General features: G+C 42.0%; 15 protein-coding genes. 7 read left to right on the top strand and 8 right to left on the bottom strand.

Annotation, left to right across the window (positions count from 1 at the left end):
• Positions 1-139 precede the first annotated feature (139 nt).
• Positions 140-382, top strand: coding sequence for a hypothetical protein (locus G8D99_RS10990; protein WP_166325766.1), 243 nt, complete (start codon positions 140-142; stop codon positions 380-382).
• Between the two features lie 90 nt (positions 383-472).
• Here the strand turns inward: G8D99_RS10990 and rsmD are convergent, their stop codons facing one another.
• Positions 473-1,024 carry a 16S rRNA (guanine(966)-N(2))-methyltransferase RsmD gene (gene rsmD / locus G8D99_RS10985; RefSeq protein WP_166325763.1) on the bottom strand — a complete coding sequence of 184 codons (552 nt, stop codon included), beginning with the start codon at positions 1,022-1,024 and terminating at the stop codon, positions 473-475.
• Complete coding sequence (gene mrdA, locus G8D99_RS10980) at positions 1,021-3,165, bottom strand: penicillin-binding protein 2 (protein WP_166325760.1); 2,145 nt, start codon at positions 3,163-3,165, stop codon at positions 1,021-1,023. The genes rsmD and mrdA overlap by 4 nt, the downstream gene beginning before the upstream one ends.
• 238 nt (positions 3,166-3,403) lie before the next feature.
• Between mrdA and G8D99_RS10975 the strand changes: the two genes are divergently transcribed.
• From G8D99_RS10975 to G8D99_RS10960, 4 genes are all read left to right on the top strand, one after another.
• Entirely contained in the window at positions 3,404-3,919 is a 516-nt protein-coding gene (locus G8D99_RS10975) for a hypothetical protein (protein ID WP_166325757.1), read from the top strand.
• Positions 3,920-3,981: 62 nt separating this feature from the next.
• The gene (locus tag G8D99_RS10970; protein ID WP_166325754.1) at positions 3,982-5,298 is read left to right on the top strand and encodes a hypothetical protein; all 1,317 of its coding nucleotides are present in this window, start codon (positions 3,982-3,984) and stop codon (positions 5,296-5,298) included.
• Between the two features lie 77 nt (positions 5,299-5,375).
• A complete protein-coding gene (gene adk / locus G8D99_RS10965) occupies positions 5,376-6,029 on the top strand; it encodes an adenylate kinase (protein ID WP_166325751.1) in 654 nt (217 codons plus the stop codon).
• 120 nt (positions 6,030-6,149) lie between these two features.
• Positions 6,150-6,359 (top strand): hypothetical protein, encoded by a 210-nt coding sequence (locus tag G8D99_RS10960; protein ID WP_166325748.1) that lies wholly within the window; start codon positions 6,150-6,152, stop codon positions 6,357-6,359.
• 102 nt (positions 6,360-6,461) lie between these two features.
• Here the strand turns inward: G8D99_RS10960 and nth are convergent, their stop codons facing one another.
• Together nth and G8D99_RS10950 are read right to left on the bottom strand one after the other, a co-directional pair.
• Positions 6,462-7,178 carry an endonuclease III gene (nth, locus tag G8D99_RS10955; RefSeq protein WP_196782885.1) on the bottom strand — a complete coding sequence of 239 codons (717 nt, stop codon included), beginning with the start codon at positions 7,176-7,178 and terminating at the stop codon, positions 6,462-6,464.
• 2 nt (positions 7,179-7,180) lie between these two features.
• Positions 7,181-7,975: an RnfABCDGE type electron transport complex subunit B gene (locus G8D99_RS10950; RefSeq protein ID WP_166325745.1), complete on the bottom strand. Its 795-nt coding sequence runs from the start codon at positions 7,973-7,975 to the stop codon at positions 7,181-7,183.
• A 341-nt stretch (positions 7,976-8,316) separates the two neighbouring features.
• Between G8D99_RS10950 and gdhA the strand changes: the two genes are divergently transcribed.
• Positions 8,317-9,660, top strand: coding sequence for an NADP-specific glutamate dehydrogenase (gdhA, locus tag G8D99_RS10945; protein WP_166325742.1), 1,344 nt, complete (start codon positions 8,317-8,319; stop codon positions 9,658-9,660).
• Between the two features lie 105 nt (positions 9,661-9,765).
• On the opposite strand, the gene G8D99_RS10940 is transcribed toward gdhA, so the two are convergent.
• From G8D99_RS10940 to rlmH, 3 genes are all read right to left on the bottom strand, one after another.
• Positions 9,766-10,542: an META and DUF4377 domain-containing protein gene (locus G8D99_RS10940; RefSeq protein ID WP_166325739.1), complete on the bottom strand. Its 777-nt coding sequence runs from the start codon at positions 10,540-10,542 to the stop codon at positions 9,766-9,768.
• A 148-nt stretch (positions 10,543-10,690) separates the two neighbouring features.
• Positions 10,691-11,467 (bottom strand): dioxygenase family protein, encoded by a 777-nt coding sequence (locus G8D99_RS10935; RefSeq protein WP_166325736.1) that lies wholly within the window; start codon positions 11,465-11,467, stop codon positions 10,691-10,693.
• 120 nt (positions 11,468-11,587) lie between these two features.
• Complete coding sequence (rlmH, locus tag G8D99_RS10930) at positions 11,588-12,070, bottom strand: 23S rRNA (pseudouridine(1915)-N(3))-methyltransferase RlmH (protein ID WP_166325733.1); 483 nt, start codon at positions 12,068-12,070, stop codon at positions 11,588-11,590.
• 194 nt (positions 12,071-12,264) lie between these two features.
• On the opposite strand from rlmH, the gene G8D99_RS10925 reads away from it, so the two are divergent.
• Positions 12,265-13,170, top strand: coding sequence for a M20/M25/M40 family metallo-hydrolase (locus G8D99_RS10925; RefSeq protein WP_166325730.1), 906 nt, complete (start codon positions 12,265-12,267; stop codon positions 13,168-13,170).
• A gap of 316 nt (positions 13,171-13,486) precedes the next feature.
• Here the strand turns inward: G8D99_RS10925 and lon are convergent, their stop codons facing one another.
• Positions 13,487-15,913, bottom strand: a complete 2,427-nt coding sequence (lon, locus tag G8D99_RS10920) for an endopeptidase La (RefSeq protein ID WP_166325727.1) — start codon at positions 15,911-15,913, stop codon at positions 13,487-13,489.
• Positions 15,914-15,977: the final 64 nt, after the last annotated feature.

Here is a 15,977-nt window from a genome sequence, read left to right as displayed (position 1 = left end):
TTTTTAAACTCTTAGATTCTCAAATAATACGACGTACAAAAAACCTGTACATCGATACATCTAAATACATAGACTGCGAAAGCTCTCCATCAACAGCGGCTAAACTCAGTTCAAATCAAGAAGACAGTGAGTCAAGATCATGCTTAAACAAACCTTAGCTTTGGGTGCCATCGCCATCGCTTTAACAGGCTGTGTAGTATCACCATTTGATGATAATGACAACAATGATCGTCGTTATGATCGAAATCAACATGATTCACGCTATGACCGTGATCATGACCGAACTAAAGAGCATCGAGATCGCAAGTGGGATGGCAAATACGACAAGGATCGTGATCATAAACGCCCAAATCCTTATTGGGATCAAAACCGTCAGCGCTAGTTTGAGCTGAAGTAAATAGAAAAAATATGAAATAAAAAAGGGATTCTTCAGAATCCCTTTTTTTGATTTCAGTCTCTAAATGAGTCGATTTTAGATGCTTTTTTTAAATAATCCTGCACGGACTGCGCCGGCTTTGGTTTCTTTGATTAAAGACCAAGTGCTTGGCAGATTTAGAGTATGCAAGGGGCAATCCGCTTCGACATAAATCAAAGCATTATTTTGAATCAATGCATCGGCATTCTTCGCCAATTCTTCCCATAGGTTCAAACTATAGGGTGGGTCTAAAAACACCAAATCAAAATGATTTTCAGGCAAGGAACGCATCGCATTTTGTGCGGTGGTCACCATCAATGCACAGTTTTGAATTTTTAAAAGCTTTAAATTGTCTTTTAAAAACTGAGCTTGGTTGATATTGGGTTCGATCATGGTGACATTGGCCGCACCACGAGACAAAGCTTCAAAACCTAAAGCGCCCGAACCTGCACAGAGGTCTAAAACTTCAGCGTTTTGAATATCCCACATCAGCCAATTAAATAAAGTCTCACGTACACGATCAGGCGTGGGTCTTAAACCATCAACATCGGCAAAGGGAAGCACACGGCGTTTCCATTCACCGCCAATAATGCGGAGCTGATTCTTCATTCTTCATTCTCTATATCTGGTGTAGCGGCAGGTGCAACAGTTGTCGTTGCACGTGGTGTAGGAGGTTGACGATTCGGTACAGGTGTTGTTGGTGTAGCCGTTTGAGGCGCTGGCGCAACTGTTTGAGGAACTGATGGTGTAGCAGTACTCGATGGTGCTGAATTACTCGATGGTGCTGGATTTGGATTTGCTCTTGGGACTGCATTTGGATCAGCTGAAAGCGCTACTGTACTACTCGGTAACTCTCCCGGTTTAATTCCGGCAGTCATCAAACCACCACTGATTTGATGATTAACTGGCTTAATCGGATTCTTTTTACGGGTGAGTAACCAATAGTCAAATAGCGGTTTGGCAATCTGAGCAGCAGACCCCCCATGTTTACCATTTTCCCAAATGACCGCCACCGCGATTTCAGGTTTCTCAGCAGGGGCAAAACCGACAAATAAACCATGATCGAGCTGACGTTCAGACAGTAAAGCTTCGTTATAACGCTTACCTTGCGCAATACTTTTGACTTGAGCTGTCCCTGTTTTCCCTGCAATTTGATACATAGGTGTACGAATACCACGACCTGTACCCGTCTGTACCACATCGACCATTGCTTCACGCATTTTGATCCAGTCGTCTAACTCACCATTAAAACTGATTTTACCATCGGGAGCATTCAAAACTTTATGCACTTTGGCACCTTTGGATTCACGCAGTACGTGAGGTGTCACATGTGCACCCTGATTGGCCGTAATCGCAGTCGCCATCGCCAATTGTAAAGGTGTTGCGGTAAATGCCCCTTGTCCAATACTGACCGAAATGGTTTCACCCTTCAGCCATTTGGTTTTACGGGTACGCATTTTCCACTCAGGGCTTGGGTATAAACCTGAACTTTCACTCGGTAAATCTACCCCTGTTTTTTCACCAAAGCCAAATTGACGCATCCACTCGTTCATGCGCTCAATTCCCATTTGATAAGACAAGATATAAAAATAAGTATCGCAGGAAACGACTTGTGCCTTATGCAAATTTACAGCACCATGTCCAGTTTTTTTATGGTCACGGAACTTGTGCGAGTCACCGGGTAAATGGAAATAGCCTGGGTCAGAAATCGCAGTGGACCAATTGACAATCCCGTAATGTAAACCACCCAAACCAAACATCGGTTTAATGGTCGAACCAGGTGGGTATGACCCTTGTACAGCACGGTTATATAAAGGTTGGTCTAAGTTATCCCGTAGATAACCATAGTCAGTGCTACTAATACCTGTAACAAATAAATTCGGATTAAAACTTGGACTCGATACTAAAGATAAAATTTCACCCGTATTCGGATCCATAGCCACAATCGCACCACGTCGTCCGATCAACTGTTCTGCAGCAACCTGTTGTAAACCGAAATCCAAAGACAAATACAGATCATTGCCTCGAACCGAATCTTTACGTCCTAATTTTCGTAGCACATTGCCATAAGCATCAGTTTCAATAGATTCAAAGCCCGGAGCACCCAGCAATAAATCCTCATAGTATTTTTCAACGCCGATTTTGCCGATTAAATTGGTGCCGGCATAGACATCTTTATCAATGGTTTTGAGTTCTTTATCATTGATTCGTCCCACGTAGCCGATCACATGCGCAAATAACTCACCGTGCGGATAGTAACGTGTCATTTGTGTTTCAATGGCAACCCCAGGAAATTGGAATTTCACTTCACTAAAGCGTGCAATATCAATTTCAGTTAAATTTAATTTAATCGTGACACGTTCAGTTTTTTTCGCCGTTTTTACGCGACTTTTGAAACGATCAATATCTTCTTGCGTCAAACTGATAATCGGGGTCAAGCGGGTTAAGGTTTCATCAACATCTTCAACATCCGCCTTACTTAAGGTTGCAGTAAAAACAGGATAGTTGTCTGCCAATAAAATACCATTACGGTCATAAATATAACCACGGGGCGGGCTGATCGGTTGCAAACGAATACGGTTCTTATCGGCCGCTTCTTTAAACTCTTCATGATGCACAATTTGCAAATAGGCATAACGTGCAAACAGGATCAATAAAAATAGGGTAACAAAGCCAATCGCAAAAAAGATTCGACTACGGAATATACGTTTTTCTTGTTGAACATTCTTAAGGGGAAACTGCTGTTTCATACATTGTCGACTTAATCACGTGAAAGAGTTTCGGCTGAGCGCGATATTTTACCTTAGAATGTGCACTAAATTGGAAAAAATAATCAGAAGTTGATCTGCAAAACATGGCAGAATCTTGACCATAGCGACATTAAATTTGAATTGATTTGTATATAAGATCGAAAATTAATCTGTTAAAGTCAAAATTCAAGGACAATTAGAAAAATATTGATCCCAACATGGGACAATGGAGAAAATAATGAGAAAAATCTTTCCCTTAGTTTTGCTCTGTGCAATAGGGAATGTCACTCATGCTGAACTGTCGGATTTTTTGCCTCAAGCCAAGATCAAAACCGAAAATGTTTCAGCACTGAATCTTGGTGTAGGAATCACCCAAAGATTAGGTCATGTGAATGCTGAATGGGTTAATCCGTACGGGATTGCCTATGGCAAAGTGGGCGCTTTTATTAATGATGACCATGAAATTGGTGGTCAAATTGGATTGCGTTATCCGGTCGCTTTAAATGGCAAAGATTTAAACGGTTTTTATTTGGGTGCTTTTGCTGGGCACTTGAAAAGTAAGTCGGTCAATGGCAATGATGAAACCCAATTGGGTGGTGGCGTAGATTTATCTTATGTGCTGCTCAATAAAGAACGAATCAGTACGCTCAGTCTCGGTTTGGCTGCGGGTGAAGAAGTGAAAGTAGGTAACTATGTGGTGTTTGAGACCAAGCCCCAAATACAATTTGCCTACACCTTAAGTGTAGGTTTTTAGAAGATATTGTGATTGTATACAGTACATTCGACCGCACATAGAAATAAATATGAGAGTCATGCATGTTTGAATATGTAAGTGATTTGTGGCAAACCTTTTTAAATCGACCTGATTTTTATGCCATTTTAAGTATCATTCCCGTGACGGCCTTTGTAACTTGGGCACACGTGTGGATGGCACTCAAAATGGTGTTCTATCCAATCAAGTTTTGGGGTTTTCACATCGGTCCATTGCCAGTCGGATGGCAAGGGATTGTGCCACGTAAAGCGGGTCGTATTTCAGGCATTATTACCGATAATACCTTGTCAAAACTCGGGTCATTGCAAGAATTCTTGCAAGCCATGGACCCTGAAGACATGGCACGCATCATTGGTGAACAAGTCGGTTTTGAACTTGAACACTTGATTGATGAAGTGATGATGGATCGCAATGCGGTGCTGTGGGAAAACTTACCCTATTCGATCAAGCGCCGTATTTACTCGCAAGCGCATAAACAATTGCCCAATGTGCTTAGACAATTGGTGACCGAATTAACGCTCAATGTTGAGTCATTGGTCGACATGCGTGAGATGGTGGTCAGCCAAATGGAAGGTGACCGTCAACTGATGGTCAATATGTTCCTGAAAGTGGGTCAAAAAGAAATTAACTTTATTTGGCATATCAGTGCCTTAATTGGGATGTTCTTTGGTATATTCCAAATGATCGTGTGGTTTGTGGTGCCATGGCATTGGACCGTCCCATTTTGGGCAGCCATTTGGGGTTTCTTAACCAACTGGATTGCGATCTGGATGGTATTCAACCCAGTTGAGCCGCATTATGTGCGTTACCCACAGTTGTTTGAACTGACTAAAGATCGAAAATTTCCTTGGGTTAAGCCTGTTATTCCGCGAATGGGGACTTATAATATCCAAGGCGCATTTATGAAACGTCAAGATGAAGTTTCAGACGTGTTTGCCAAAGTCGTCACAGAAGATTTAATTACCTTAAAATCGATTATGACCGAAATGATGTTTGGTGGGAAAAAAGACAAAACTCGCCGCATTGTGAAACGTCATATTAATGAAATTATGGAAACGCCACTGGTGCGTACTTCATTGCAGTTGTCTTTAGGTCCAAAAGAGTACGCAAGACTCAAGACAGACTTGATCGATCGCTCAATTGAAATTACGATGGTGCCTGTATGCGACCCTGCGTTTAATGCGAGCCGTGCACAGAAAATCTACCAAATGTTTAGAGATCGTATTCGCGAATTGACACCGAAAGAATTTCAAAATTTATTACGTCCTGCATTTCAGGAAGACGAGTGGATTCTGATTGTACTGGGTGGGGTAACTGGTTTCTTCGCAGGCTTAATACATTTGTTTGTGGCTTTCTTATAATTCAATGCTCGATTTATTTAAAACAGAAATTCTGTAAAATCAGTGTTATACATATTGTTAAATGAGGATGTTTATTTATGCGCATTATATTACTTGGACCACCTGGAGCAGGTAAAGGTACACAAGCTCAGTTGATCTGTAAGCGCTACAATGTCCCACAAATTTCAACCGGTGATATGCTCCGTGCTGCAATTCGTGAAGGAACTGAACTTGGTCTTCAAGCTAAAAGCGTGATGGACAATGGCGGTCTAGTCTCTGATGAGTTGATCATTGGTCTAGTGAAAGAGCGTATTGCGCAGCCGGATTGTGTCAATGGCTGTATCTTTGACGGTTTCCCACGTACTATTCCTCAAGCTGAAGCGTTGGAAAATGAAGGCATCGCAATCGATCACGTGATTGAAATTGATGTGCCTGACGAAGAAATCGTACAACGCCTTTCAGGTCGTCGTCAGCATCCTGCATCTGGTCGCGTTTACCATGTGGTTTACAATCCACCGAAAGTGGAAGGTAAAGATGACGAAACAGGTGAAGACCTTGTACAACGTCCAGATGACCAAGAAGCAACCATTCGTAAACGTCTAGGTTCATACCATACTGAAACTGAACAATTGGTTGGTTTCTATCAAGGTCGTGCAGCGTCTGGTGAAAATGCACCAACCTATGACAAATTGAATGGTCTTCGTCCAATCGAAGAAGTTCAAGCGGATTTATTCGCGATTTTAGACAAATAAGGATTTAGTTCATGATCTTGTGTTTAAGATCATTGAAAATGAATACAGTCTTGAATCACATCATAAAAGAGTCCTAAAGCTTTAGGGCTCTTTTATTTTATCGGCGAGTGGAGATACAGAATGCTAAAAATCGTGTTGATCATCATGGTGGTGCTGGCCGCAGCATTAATTATTTTTTTAATTGTGCAAAGTTCAAAATTGCTGCGCAAAGCGCAGAAAGAACAAGCCTTAGAAAAGTCAAAGCAGCAACAAGAGTATCAACTACATCCTGAATTGGTGAAGCAAAAGCAGAAGCAAGATCAGGCGAAAACGAAAAAGCCAAGCAAATAGCATCTTTCAAATTTTTGAATCGTCTCGAGCATCAGTGCTGAGAAAAAAGATGCTTATAAGGCCGATGGGACTTTTATTCAATTTGCCGTTGCATCTAGATCGCTAGAGATCTAGATTTTTCACCGTAATGGCTTTCGGTGATGGGCGATCTGCCCCAAACTCAAAACGATCCGGCCAATTGCAGACATCCGACACCACACATTCATGACATTTGGGCTTTCGTGCAATACAGCAGTAACGCCCATGTAAAATCAGCCAATGGTGTGAATCAAGGATAAATTCTTTGGGAATGACTTTGACCAAACGATGCTCGACTTCAAGTACATTTTTACCCACGGCCAAACCAGTACGATTGCCTAAGCGGAAAATATGGGTATCGACTGCCATGGTCGGTTGACCAAAGGCCGTATTCAGCACCACATTCGCCGTTTTACGTCCGACACCCGGCAAAGCCTCTAAATCTGCACGGTTATTGGGAACGACACCATTATGTTTTTCAATCAGGATCTTACACGCCTTGATCACATTTTCAGCTTTAGAATTATACAGTCCAATGGTCTTGATATAACCCTTTAAACCCTCTACACCCAAGTTATAAATCGCTTGTGGGGTATTGGCCACAGGAAAGAGCTTATCGGTGGCTTTATTGACACTGACATCGGTCGCTTGTGCAGATAAGGTCACGGCAACCAACAACTCAAAAGGGTTGGAATAATTCAGCTCAGTTTCAGGGTGAGGACGTTGTTCACGTAAGCGTTCGAAAAAGATTTGAATCTGCTTTCTGGTCATATTTTTCACAGGTTTGCTTGACTCAGTCATGCTTAACACCCCTGTAATGAGATCAGTTGTTGATTCAGTTCAACCAATTGCTGACGTTTAGTTTGATCTTCACGAACACTGAGTTGTTTTTCGAGTTTTTTAATCTGGGTTCTAATTTTTGCCAATTCAATGGTGCTTTTTGCATCGAGTTTTACCGCAAGTTCAGGTGCTTTATGGACCACTTCAACCGTAGGCACGCTATTGGATTGTGCCGAAAATTGGGCAAACAATTCAGTGTCAATTTCAGCACGCACAATCGGACCTTTACGGGTGATTCGACGTTGTTCTTCACGCTGAATATGCGCGTAATAGCGGTTGCGCAAGTCGTTCTGTTCTTGGATTCTGAAAGCCTCACTCGGTATAGGATTGAGGTCTTCCACTAAATCGATACAGTCCACAGGGCAAGGGGCAATACAGAGTTCACAGCCTGTACAAAGATCCGTCAGCACCGTATGCATGAGCTTACCTGAACCTATAATCGCATCGACCGGACAGGCACTGATACATTTGGTACAACCAATACATTCATCTTCACGAATCACCGCTTTCATGCGTTGTGGGCGACCATCAGACTGAATCGGCCAAACACTTTGTTCCGCTTGAAGACTAGGTCGATCAAGCAATTGCGCAATGGCATCTGCCACAGGTTGACCACCCGGCACGCACTTATTGGCAGCTTCACCCTCAACAATTGATTTGGCATAGGGCAGGCAGCCGTCACGATGACCACACAAACCACATTGGGTTTGGGGTAGAAAGGCATCAACCTGTTGAATCAAAGAAATTTGCGCGTTCATGGAAGACTTAAAACATTAGAGCTAGAAAGAGTGATCGAGCATCACTGGAGAGTAGGAATTTTAGCACGAAAAGTTCAATAGTGTTGTGCGCTGTTTTGGACTCCAAAGTGAGCTAAAAAGGTTCAAAATTCACACAATAATTCATAACTGAAAAGTTGAAATATAATAAAAAAAAATCATGAATGCTATATTTAAATCATTGATTAAATAATTAATTTAAAAAAAATATGAAAACCTATTGTAGATTCGCTACAAAACATATTTAATACTTTGCGCCAAAACTTATCAATTTTTTTAAATTTTGACCAATTTTGATCCACCTATCTGCTGAGGATTAAGCGTTGAAATATAACAGCCTTAACGACTTTCTAAACTACGTAAAATCACGTGATGCACATCAACCTGAATTTCTACAAGCGGTAGAAGAGGTGATGATGAGCTTGTGGCCGTTCATTGAAAAGAACCCACAATACGCGGATCACGCTTTACTTGAACGTTTAGTAGAACCAGAACGCGCAATTCAATTCCGTGTTTCTTGGGTTGATGACCAAGGTCAAACGCACGTTAACCGTGCGTTCCGTGTGCAGTACAATTCTGCCATCGGTCCATTTAAAGGTGGTATGCGTTTCCATCCTTCAGTGAACCTTTCAATTTTGAAATTCTTAGGTTTCGAACAAACATTTAAAAATGCTTTAACCACGCTCCCTATGGGCGGTGGTAAAGGTGGTTCAGATTTCGACCCTAAAGGTAAATCTGAAGGCGAAATCATGCGTTTCTGCCAAGCACTCATGATCGAATTGTATCGTCACTTAGGTTCTAACACAGATATTCCTGCGGGCGATATCGGTGTAGGTGGCCGCGAAGTAGGTTACATGGCGGGTATGATGAAGAAGCTCAGCAATGACACTTCATGTGTATTTACGGGTAAAGGTTTGACCTTCGGTGGCTCTTTGGCTCGTCCAGAAGCAACAGGTTACGGTACGGTGTATTTCGCTGAGGAAATGCTTAAGACACGTGGCGACAGCTTCAAAGACAAAGTGGTCACCATTTCAGGTTCAGGTAACGTTGCACAGTATGCTGCTGAAAAAGCCATGTACTTAGGTGCGAAAGTGGTTACACTTTCTGACTCTGCAGGTACGGTCTATGTGAAAAATGGTTTCACCACAGAACTTCTTGCTGAAGTGATGGAACTTAAAAACGTGAAACGTGGTCGTATCTCTGAATTCGCGTCTAAACACGGTTTTGAATACCTTGAAGGCAAACGTCCTTGGGGTATTAAGTGTGATATCGCACTGCCATGTGCAACGCAAAATGAATTGGATGCAGACGATGCAGCTCAATTGATTGCCAATGGTGTGATTTCAGTGGCTGAAGGTGCAAACATGCCATCTACACTTGAAGCTGTAGAGAAATTTGTTGAAGCGAATATTCTTTATGCACCAGGTAAAGCATCGAATGCCGGTGGTGTCGCAACTTCAGGTCTTGAAATGTCTCAAAATGCGATCCGTTTAGGTTGGACATTTGAAGAAGTGGACGAACGTCTTCATGCGATCATGAAAGAAATTCACCGCAACTGCGTAAAATACGGTACCAAAGAAGATGGCACTGTAAACTATGTGGATGGTGCAAACATTGCAGGCTTTGTAAAAGTGGCTGATGCCATGTTGGCGCAAGGCGTTTACTAAATTGTAAATCGCATTGAATCAAAAAAACCGAGGCAATTGCCTCGGTTTTTTTTATGCTGTTTAATGGTTCAATAAAGTCATTATAAAATAAATGAACCTGCTCGATTAAAGCGTTCCTTTTACCGCTTCACGTTCTACCGCCATGTCATAGATATAGGCATATTTAGATTGATCTGCAGCAGGGTTTTTCAATTCAAAGCGTTTCACCCGAATGATTTGACGTTCATTTGGGGTATGGTTAAAACCTTCAATTTTGTCATAGAACAAAGTCCAGTCTTTATCGACTTGGGTTTTGATTCCACTTTCATTGTATTTAATTTCACGGACTTGTAAGCAGGTCTGCTTGGTCACCCCAGTACAGGCTTTGGTCTCAGGGCTGACCTCTAAAAAGATGGTTTCGCCCGCAGAACTGTATTTATATTCAGGTGTCATTTGACCAGTCAGCACCACTTTTTCACCAGAAGCCGTGGTTAGGGTCAATGTGGGTTGTTCACGATCATTTAAGTTTAAGACAAAGGGCACTTTGCGACTGTCGAACCAACTCGCTGCAGTCTGCTGTTGTTTCATCGAAGGCTCTGGGCATGCCATCATGGTTGACACCAAACTGCCTGTTACAATCTGCTGTTGCTCAATGCTCCAACTTGAACCGAGCGTATTACAGCTGGTTGAAATGCTCAGGCGACCGTCTTGAGCGAAATTTAAAACAATCGGTTTAGGCGCATCAGGAGTATTCAACGTCCACTGATAAGCAGATAAGGTTTGATCGGCATTTTGTTGTTGTAAAACGGACACAGCGACATCTCCCACTTTTTGAAGATTGGTGGATTCACATGCTGAAAACATTAAAGGCAGTAAAGTAATTGCTAAATATTTGAATTTCATATGAATAGTTCTAAAGTGGCGACGAGTGCATCATACCCTATTCATTTTTAAAAAGTATGGATACATGTTGAGCTTTTCAGTTTCAAAATGTATCCAAATATCCATTTATTTAAGTCTATCAAGCCTTTATGCAGTTGCTCGATTGAGCTTAGTCAAAACGGTAAATGTCCATCCCGAGTGCACCCATACTAAAACTGCTATGTACCACACTAAAACGCGTACCTGTACCCATGGCAAAGAACAGCGGTGCAAAATGCTCAATGGTTGGATGATTTCGCTGCATGTATGGAATATTTTCCCAATCGAGTACCGCTTCATAATTGCTGTGATTTAAATGGTTCACCACATAATTACGGAAAGTGGATGCCCACTCAGGGACATTACGGCTTTCCCCATGCCAAGCTAACTCACGCAAATTATGGGTAATACTGCCAGAACCGATCAACAAAATTTGCCGTTCACGTAAGACCGAAAGCACTTGTCCAATCTGATAAATCTGATCTGAGCTCATATTCATGGGCAATGAAATTTCCACCACCGGAATATCAGCTTCAGGATACATATGCAACAAAGGCATCCAAACCCCGTGATCACGAGGGCGTGTGCTATTGGCATGCGCTGCAATATGCGCATCAGCAAAAAGTTTTAAAATTTCTTCAGCCAATGCAGGATCACCCGGTGCAGGGTAGCGAATGTCATAAAGTTGTTCAGGAAATCCACGGAAGTCATGCCAAGTCATGGCACGTACCGCCGTACTGACCTCTAGTGCGTTACTTTCCCAATGCGCTGACATCACAATGATGGCTTGGGGTTTGGGTAAGTTCAGCCCTAAACGATTCAGGGCTGGACCTACTTGTTCAGGATTTATTGCCAACATGGGTGAGCCATGGGAAATAAATAAACCGGGAAGAGTGTGTAAGTTCATAATGAATCGCCTAATGGATGGAACAGGGCTATGATGGGCTATAAATCACGACAGATAAAGTCATTCATGTTCAACGTGTTGTTCTAAAAATAAAACGACACCATTCACATTAAATTGAATTTATCCGGCACGATGATAAGGATGGTTATGGTTAATGCTCATGGCACGATACAGTTGCTCAATCAACATCACACGTACCATTGGGTGAGGAAGTGTCAGCTTAGACAAAGACCAATGCCAAGCCGCTGCTTTACGCACAGCTTCAGAATGTCCATCTGGACCGCCAATCGCCAGCACAATATCATTGCCTTCAAGCATCCAGCCTTTCATGGTTTCAGCTAATTTTTCAGTACTGAACTCACGCCCGCCGACTTCAAGTGCGATCAGGACTTCATTTTGTTTCATGGCATTTAAAATACTGTCACCTTCAATATTTCGATACTTCAAAATATCGGCGTCAGAATCATTTTTGCCACGTTTGGCCATTGGAAGTTCAATGATTTGAGTTTGAACAAAGGGCTGAATACGTTTGAAATAATCTTCAAAACCAATCAGTACCCAGGCTGGCATTTTCTGTCCAATGGTCAAAATTCGAATTTTCATGGTCACACTATCTAATAACGTAACAGTATTATAACGTTGATTTGCTAGCTGAGAGAGGGGCTTTGATGTTAAGACTGAGCCAAAGCCTTAAATATAAATAATCAATGCTTTATTCAACAACGAAAAATGGTCTTTAAATAATGATAAAAAAAGGTTTTGCTTCACGGTTATCTTGGAGTTGTGCATTGTTATGCATGCTCTTGAGTTCAAGCATTTATTCACATGCTGATTTAAAGCAGATGCAACAGGCAGATGCTAAAAACTTGTCTTTCTATCTTAATCAAATTGTGTTGCCGAATCAGTATCGCTATTATCAAAACGTTGAAGAACTGAATCGGGTATCGAGTTGGATCAAAGGACAAATGCAGAAGTTTGGTATTCCATGTGATTATCAAAACTATCAGGTCAATCAAAAAAATTATCGAAATGTGGTGTGTGAACTGAACATTGGCGCATCCAAAACCGTCATTTTAGGCGCACATTATGATACCCATGGTGAATCTGATGGTGCAGATGACAATGCCTCAGGTGTGGCAGGTGTACTTGAGGCGGCACGGATTTTTTCTGCAGAAAAGGGTAACTTAAACCACAACATTGAATTTGTATTTTATACCTTAGAAGAGCCACCATTTTTTAGAACTGAACAAATGGGCAGTGCAGTGCATGCCAAGTCAGTGAAATCCTATCAACAACAGATCCAAGGCGTTTATATCTTGGAAATGATCGGCTTTTTTAGTCATAAGAATATTCAAGACTACCCAACAGGCTTGAAATGGTTTTATCCTAGCCATGCCAATTTTATTGGCGCAGTCAGCAATTTTGATTCTCACCATTTAGGCGGTGCTTATTGCGCTGCAATGAAGCAGATCAACCGACTCGACTGTCAGCGTTTAATCGCGCCGTCCTTTGTTACAGGCGTAGATTTCTCAGATCATCTGAATTATTGGAATCAGGGCATTCCGGCGGTCATGATTACCGACACCGCATTCTTTAGAAATAAAAATTATCACACCGACAAAGACCGTATAGACACGTTGAATGTCGATAAAATGAAGGATGTCGTGGACGGGGTGGTGTTCGCGGTGATGAATTTAGAGTAAATAGGTGACTATCCCTAACTAGGCCTTAACTAGGAGGTTAAAAGCACTAAATGACAGCCATAAAAAAGCGCAGTCATGAATAGAATATGACTGCGTCTCACACTCATCCGTCTGGAGATACAGTTGAGTGTTTGAAAAAAAGCAACAGCAAATATGATTCCTTTGATTACTATATAAGATGAGGATCAAAATGGTTTTTTCAATTGTAAGCAATCATTCCATACCCAGATTTTTATCCAGTACAATCATGTAACCCAAGCTAAAAAAAGAGAGCCGAAGCTCTCTTTCTTAAATCATAATATTGTCAAAGCATCACTTAATGACGTGCTGCTTTACCTTCTTCAACCGGTTTTACAATCGGTGTTTTAGGCAAAGGTTTCGGCATAGACACCAAAGCTAAAGGTAAAATCTCATCAATTGATTTCACGGCTTTGATTTCCAAACCTTCTTTGACATTGTCTGGAATTTCAGACAAGTCACGCACGTTCTCTTGTGGAATAAACACAAGTTTCACGCCACCACGGTGTGCAGCAAGCAGCTTCTCTTTTAGACCGCCAATGCGCATGGCACGACCGCCTAAGCTGGTTTCACCGGTCATCGCGATATCAGGACGAATCGCAATGCCTGTGAATGCTGAAACAAGGGCAGTCGTCAAAGCTAAACCTGCAGATGGACCATCTTTCGGTGTTGCACCTTCAGGTAAATGCACATGCACATCGGTTTCTTCAAAACGAATCGCTTCAATACCGAGCTCTTCAGCACGGGTACGTACCACCGTCATGGCAGCAGTAATTGATTCTTTCATGACATCACCGAGTGAACCGGTGGTAATGAATTTACCTTTACCTTTCACTGCCGCTACTTCAATGGTGAGTAATTCACCACCGACAGATGTCCACGCCAAGCCATTCACGCGACCGACTTGTGCTTCTTCTTCCGTCATACCGTAGTCGAACTTATGTGCACCTAAGTAATCTGGTAGATTTTCAGCCGTGACATCAATCTGAAGATTTTTGGCTTTTTTGCTGACCGCTTCTTTGACCACTTTACGTGCAATTTTTGACAATTCACGTTCAAGGCTACGCACACCGGCTTCACGGGTATAACGGCGCACGATGTCACGAATCGCTTCTTCATGGACAGTTAACTCTTTGCCACGTAGACCATTGTTCTTAATGGCTTTCGGTACCAAGTAACGATCGGCAATATTGACTTTCTCTTCTTCGGTATAACCCGGTAGACGAATCACTTCCATACGGTCAAGCAGCGCTTCAGGAATATTCATACTGTTTGCAGTACAGATGAACATCACTTCAGACAAATCTAAATCAAGGTCTAAGTAGTGATCGTTAAACTTGTTGTTTTGCGATGGATCCAAAACTTCAAGCAAGGCAGAGGCAGGGTCACCACGGTAGTCTTGCGCCATCTTGTCGATTTCATCGAGCAAGAATAATGGATTCTTCACACCGACTTTTGTTAAAGACTGCACAATTTTACCTGGCATCGCACCGATATAGGTACGGCGGTGACCACGGATTTCCGCTTCGTCACGGACACCACCGAGTGCCATACGGACAAATTCACGACCCGTCGCTTTCGCTACAGATTCACCTAGAGAGGTTTTACCGACACCTGGAGGGCCAACTAAGCACAGGATTGGACCACGCAATTTTTTCACACGTGATTGAACGGCAAGATATTCAACAATACGTTGTTTCACTTCGTCCAAACCATAGTGGTCGGCATCTAAGATGTCTTGCGCTTTGGTCAAGTTGATGCTGACTTTGCTGGCTTTATTCCACGGTGTATCTAAAATTGCTTCAATATAGTTACGCACTACAGCCGCTTCACTCGAAGCAGGTTGCATTGCTTTTAGCTTACGGAATTCAGATTCAGCTTTTTTACGCACATGGTCGGGTAAATCTGCTTCACCTAAACGACGTTCGATTTCAGCAATATCATCTTCCGCACCGCCGTTCATGTCAGAAAGTTCGCGCTGAATGACTTTCATCTTTTCATTGAGGAAGTATTCGCGCTGATTTTTTTCCATTTGGCGTTTCACATTGTCATGTAACGATTGCTCAATCTGTTGTTCTTCAGACTGTTGTAGCAAATACGTCATGAGTTCTGCTAAATGTGCTTCAAATTCATCGTATTCTAAGAATTTTTGTTTAATGTCAATATTCAAAGGCACACGAGTTGCCACAAAGAACATTAACTGTAACAGGTCATCGATTTTGCCTGCAGCCGTGATCAGTTCACGTGCGTTACGTAATTTTGCTTCAGCATACTGACCAAATAGAGTACGCAACTCTTCAAGACGGGTTGCCTGAGTGGCATCATCCATTGAAATGGTCATTGGGCTGAGGTCATGTTCAGCTGACAAATAATCGTCGTTATCTATGATATTGACCAATTTTGAACGATGAATCCCTTCAATTAAAACTTTAATGCAGTTTTCATCGTTTTCATGGTTCACCACTTGCACAATTTTCGCAACCGTACCGTATTGATATAAATTATCGTGGTCGATTTCTTCTGTAAGCGAATCTTGTTGTGCAACAACGAAGACTAAATTGTCACTGTTACGAGCTACATCAACTGCTTTGATCGATTTTTCACGACCAACAAATAACGCAATTTGCATGTGAGGGTACACGACAACATCGCGTAAAGCTAAAAGCGGTAAAACGCTTGGGGTCTGAAGTTCTAAGTTTTCTTCATTCATAATAAGATCAGTCATGAGCACTCCTAATGAGTGACAACGGTGTTGCCATATTTTTTATAGTGATGTGTATTTGAAAAAT

It is taken from the genome of Acinetobacter lanii (assembly GCF_011578285.1).
GTDB classification, from domain to species: domain Bacteria; phylum Pseudomonadota; class Gammaproteobacteria; order Pseudomonadales; family Moraxellaceae; genus Acinetobacter; species Acinetobacter lanii.
The sequence above is the reverse complement of the archived record's forward strand: the minus strand, read 5'-3'. Positions and strand labels throughout refer to the sequence as shown.

Excerpts from the sequence above, each read along its gene's own strand:
- G8D99_RS10960 (WP_166325748.1), top strand. The coding sequence starts at position 6,150 with ATGCTAAAAATCGTGTTGATCATCATGGTGGTGCTGGCCGCAGCATTA.
- G8D99_RS10970 (WP_166325754.1), top strand. The coding sequence starts at position 3,982 with ATGTTTGAATATGTAAGTGATTTGTGGCAAACCTTTTTAAATCGACCT.
- G8D99_RS10940 (WP_166325739.1), bottom strand. The coding sequence starts at position 10,542 with ATGAAATTCAAATATTTAGCAATTACTTTACTGCCTTTAATGTTTTCA.
- nth (WP_196782885.1), bottom strand. The coding sequence starts at position 7,178 with ATGACTGAGTCAAGCAAACCTGTGAAAAATATGACCAGAAAGCAGATT.
- rsmD (WP_166325763.1), bottom strand. The coding sequence starts at position 1,024 with ATGAAGAATCAGCTCCGCATTATTGGCGGTGAATGGAAACGCCGTGTG.
- G8D99_RS10975 (WP_166325757.1), top strand. The coding sequence starts at position 3,404 with ATGAGAAAAATCTTTCCCTTAGTTTTGCTCTGTGCAATAGGGAATGTC.
- G8D99_RS10950 (WP_166325745.1), bottom strand. The coding sequence starts at position 7,975 with ATGAACGCGCAAATTTCTTTGATTCAACAGGTTGATGCCTTTCTACCC.
- lon (WP_166325727.1), bottom strand. The coding sequence starts at position 15,913 with ATGACTGATCTTATTATGAATGAAGAAAACTTAGAACTTCAGACCCCA.
- G8D99_RS10935 (WP_166325736.1), bottom strand. The coding sequence starts at position 11,467 with ATGAACTTACACACTCTTCCCGGTTTATTTATTTCCCATGGCTCACCC.
- G8D99_RS10990 (WP_166325766.1), top strand. The coding sequence starts at position 140 with ATGCTTAAACAAACCTTAGCTTTGGGTGCCATCGCCATCGCTTTAACA.
- G8D99_RS10925 (WP_166325730.1), top strand. The coding sequence starts at position 12,265 with ATGCTCTTGAGTTCAAGCATTTATTCACATGCTGATTTAAAGCAGATG.
- rlmH (WP_166325733.1), bottom strand. The coding sequence starts at position 12,070 with ATGAAAATTCGAATTTTGACCATTGGACAGAAAATGCCAGCCTGGGTA.
- mrdA (WP_166325760.1), bottom strand. The coding sequence starts at position 3,165 with ATGAAACAGCAGTTTCCCCTTAAGAATGTTCAACAAGAAAAACGTATA.
- adk (WP_166325751.1), top strand. The coding sequence starts at position 5,376 with ATGCGCATTATATTACTTGGACCACCTGGAGCAGGTAAAGGTACACAA.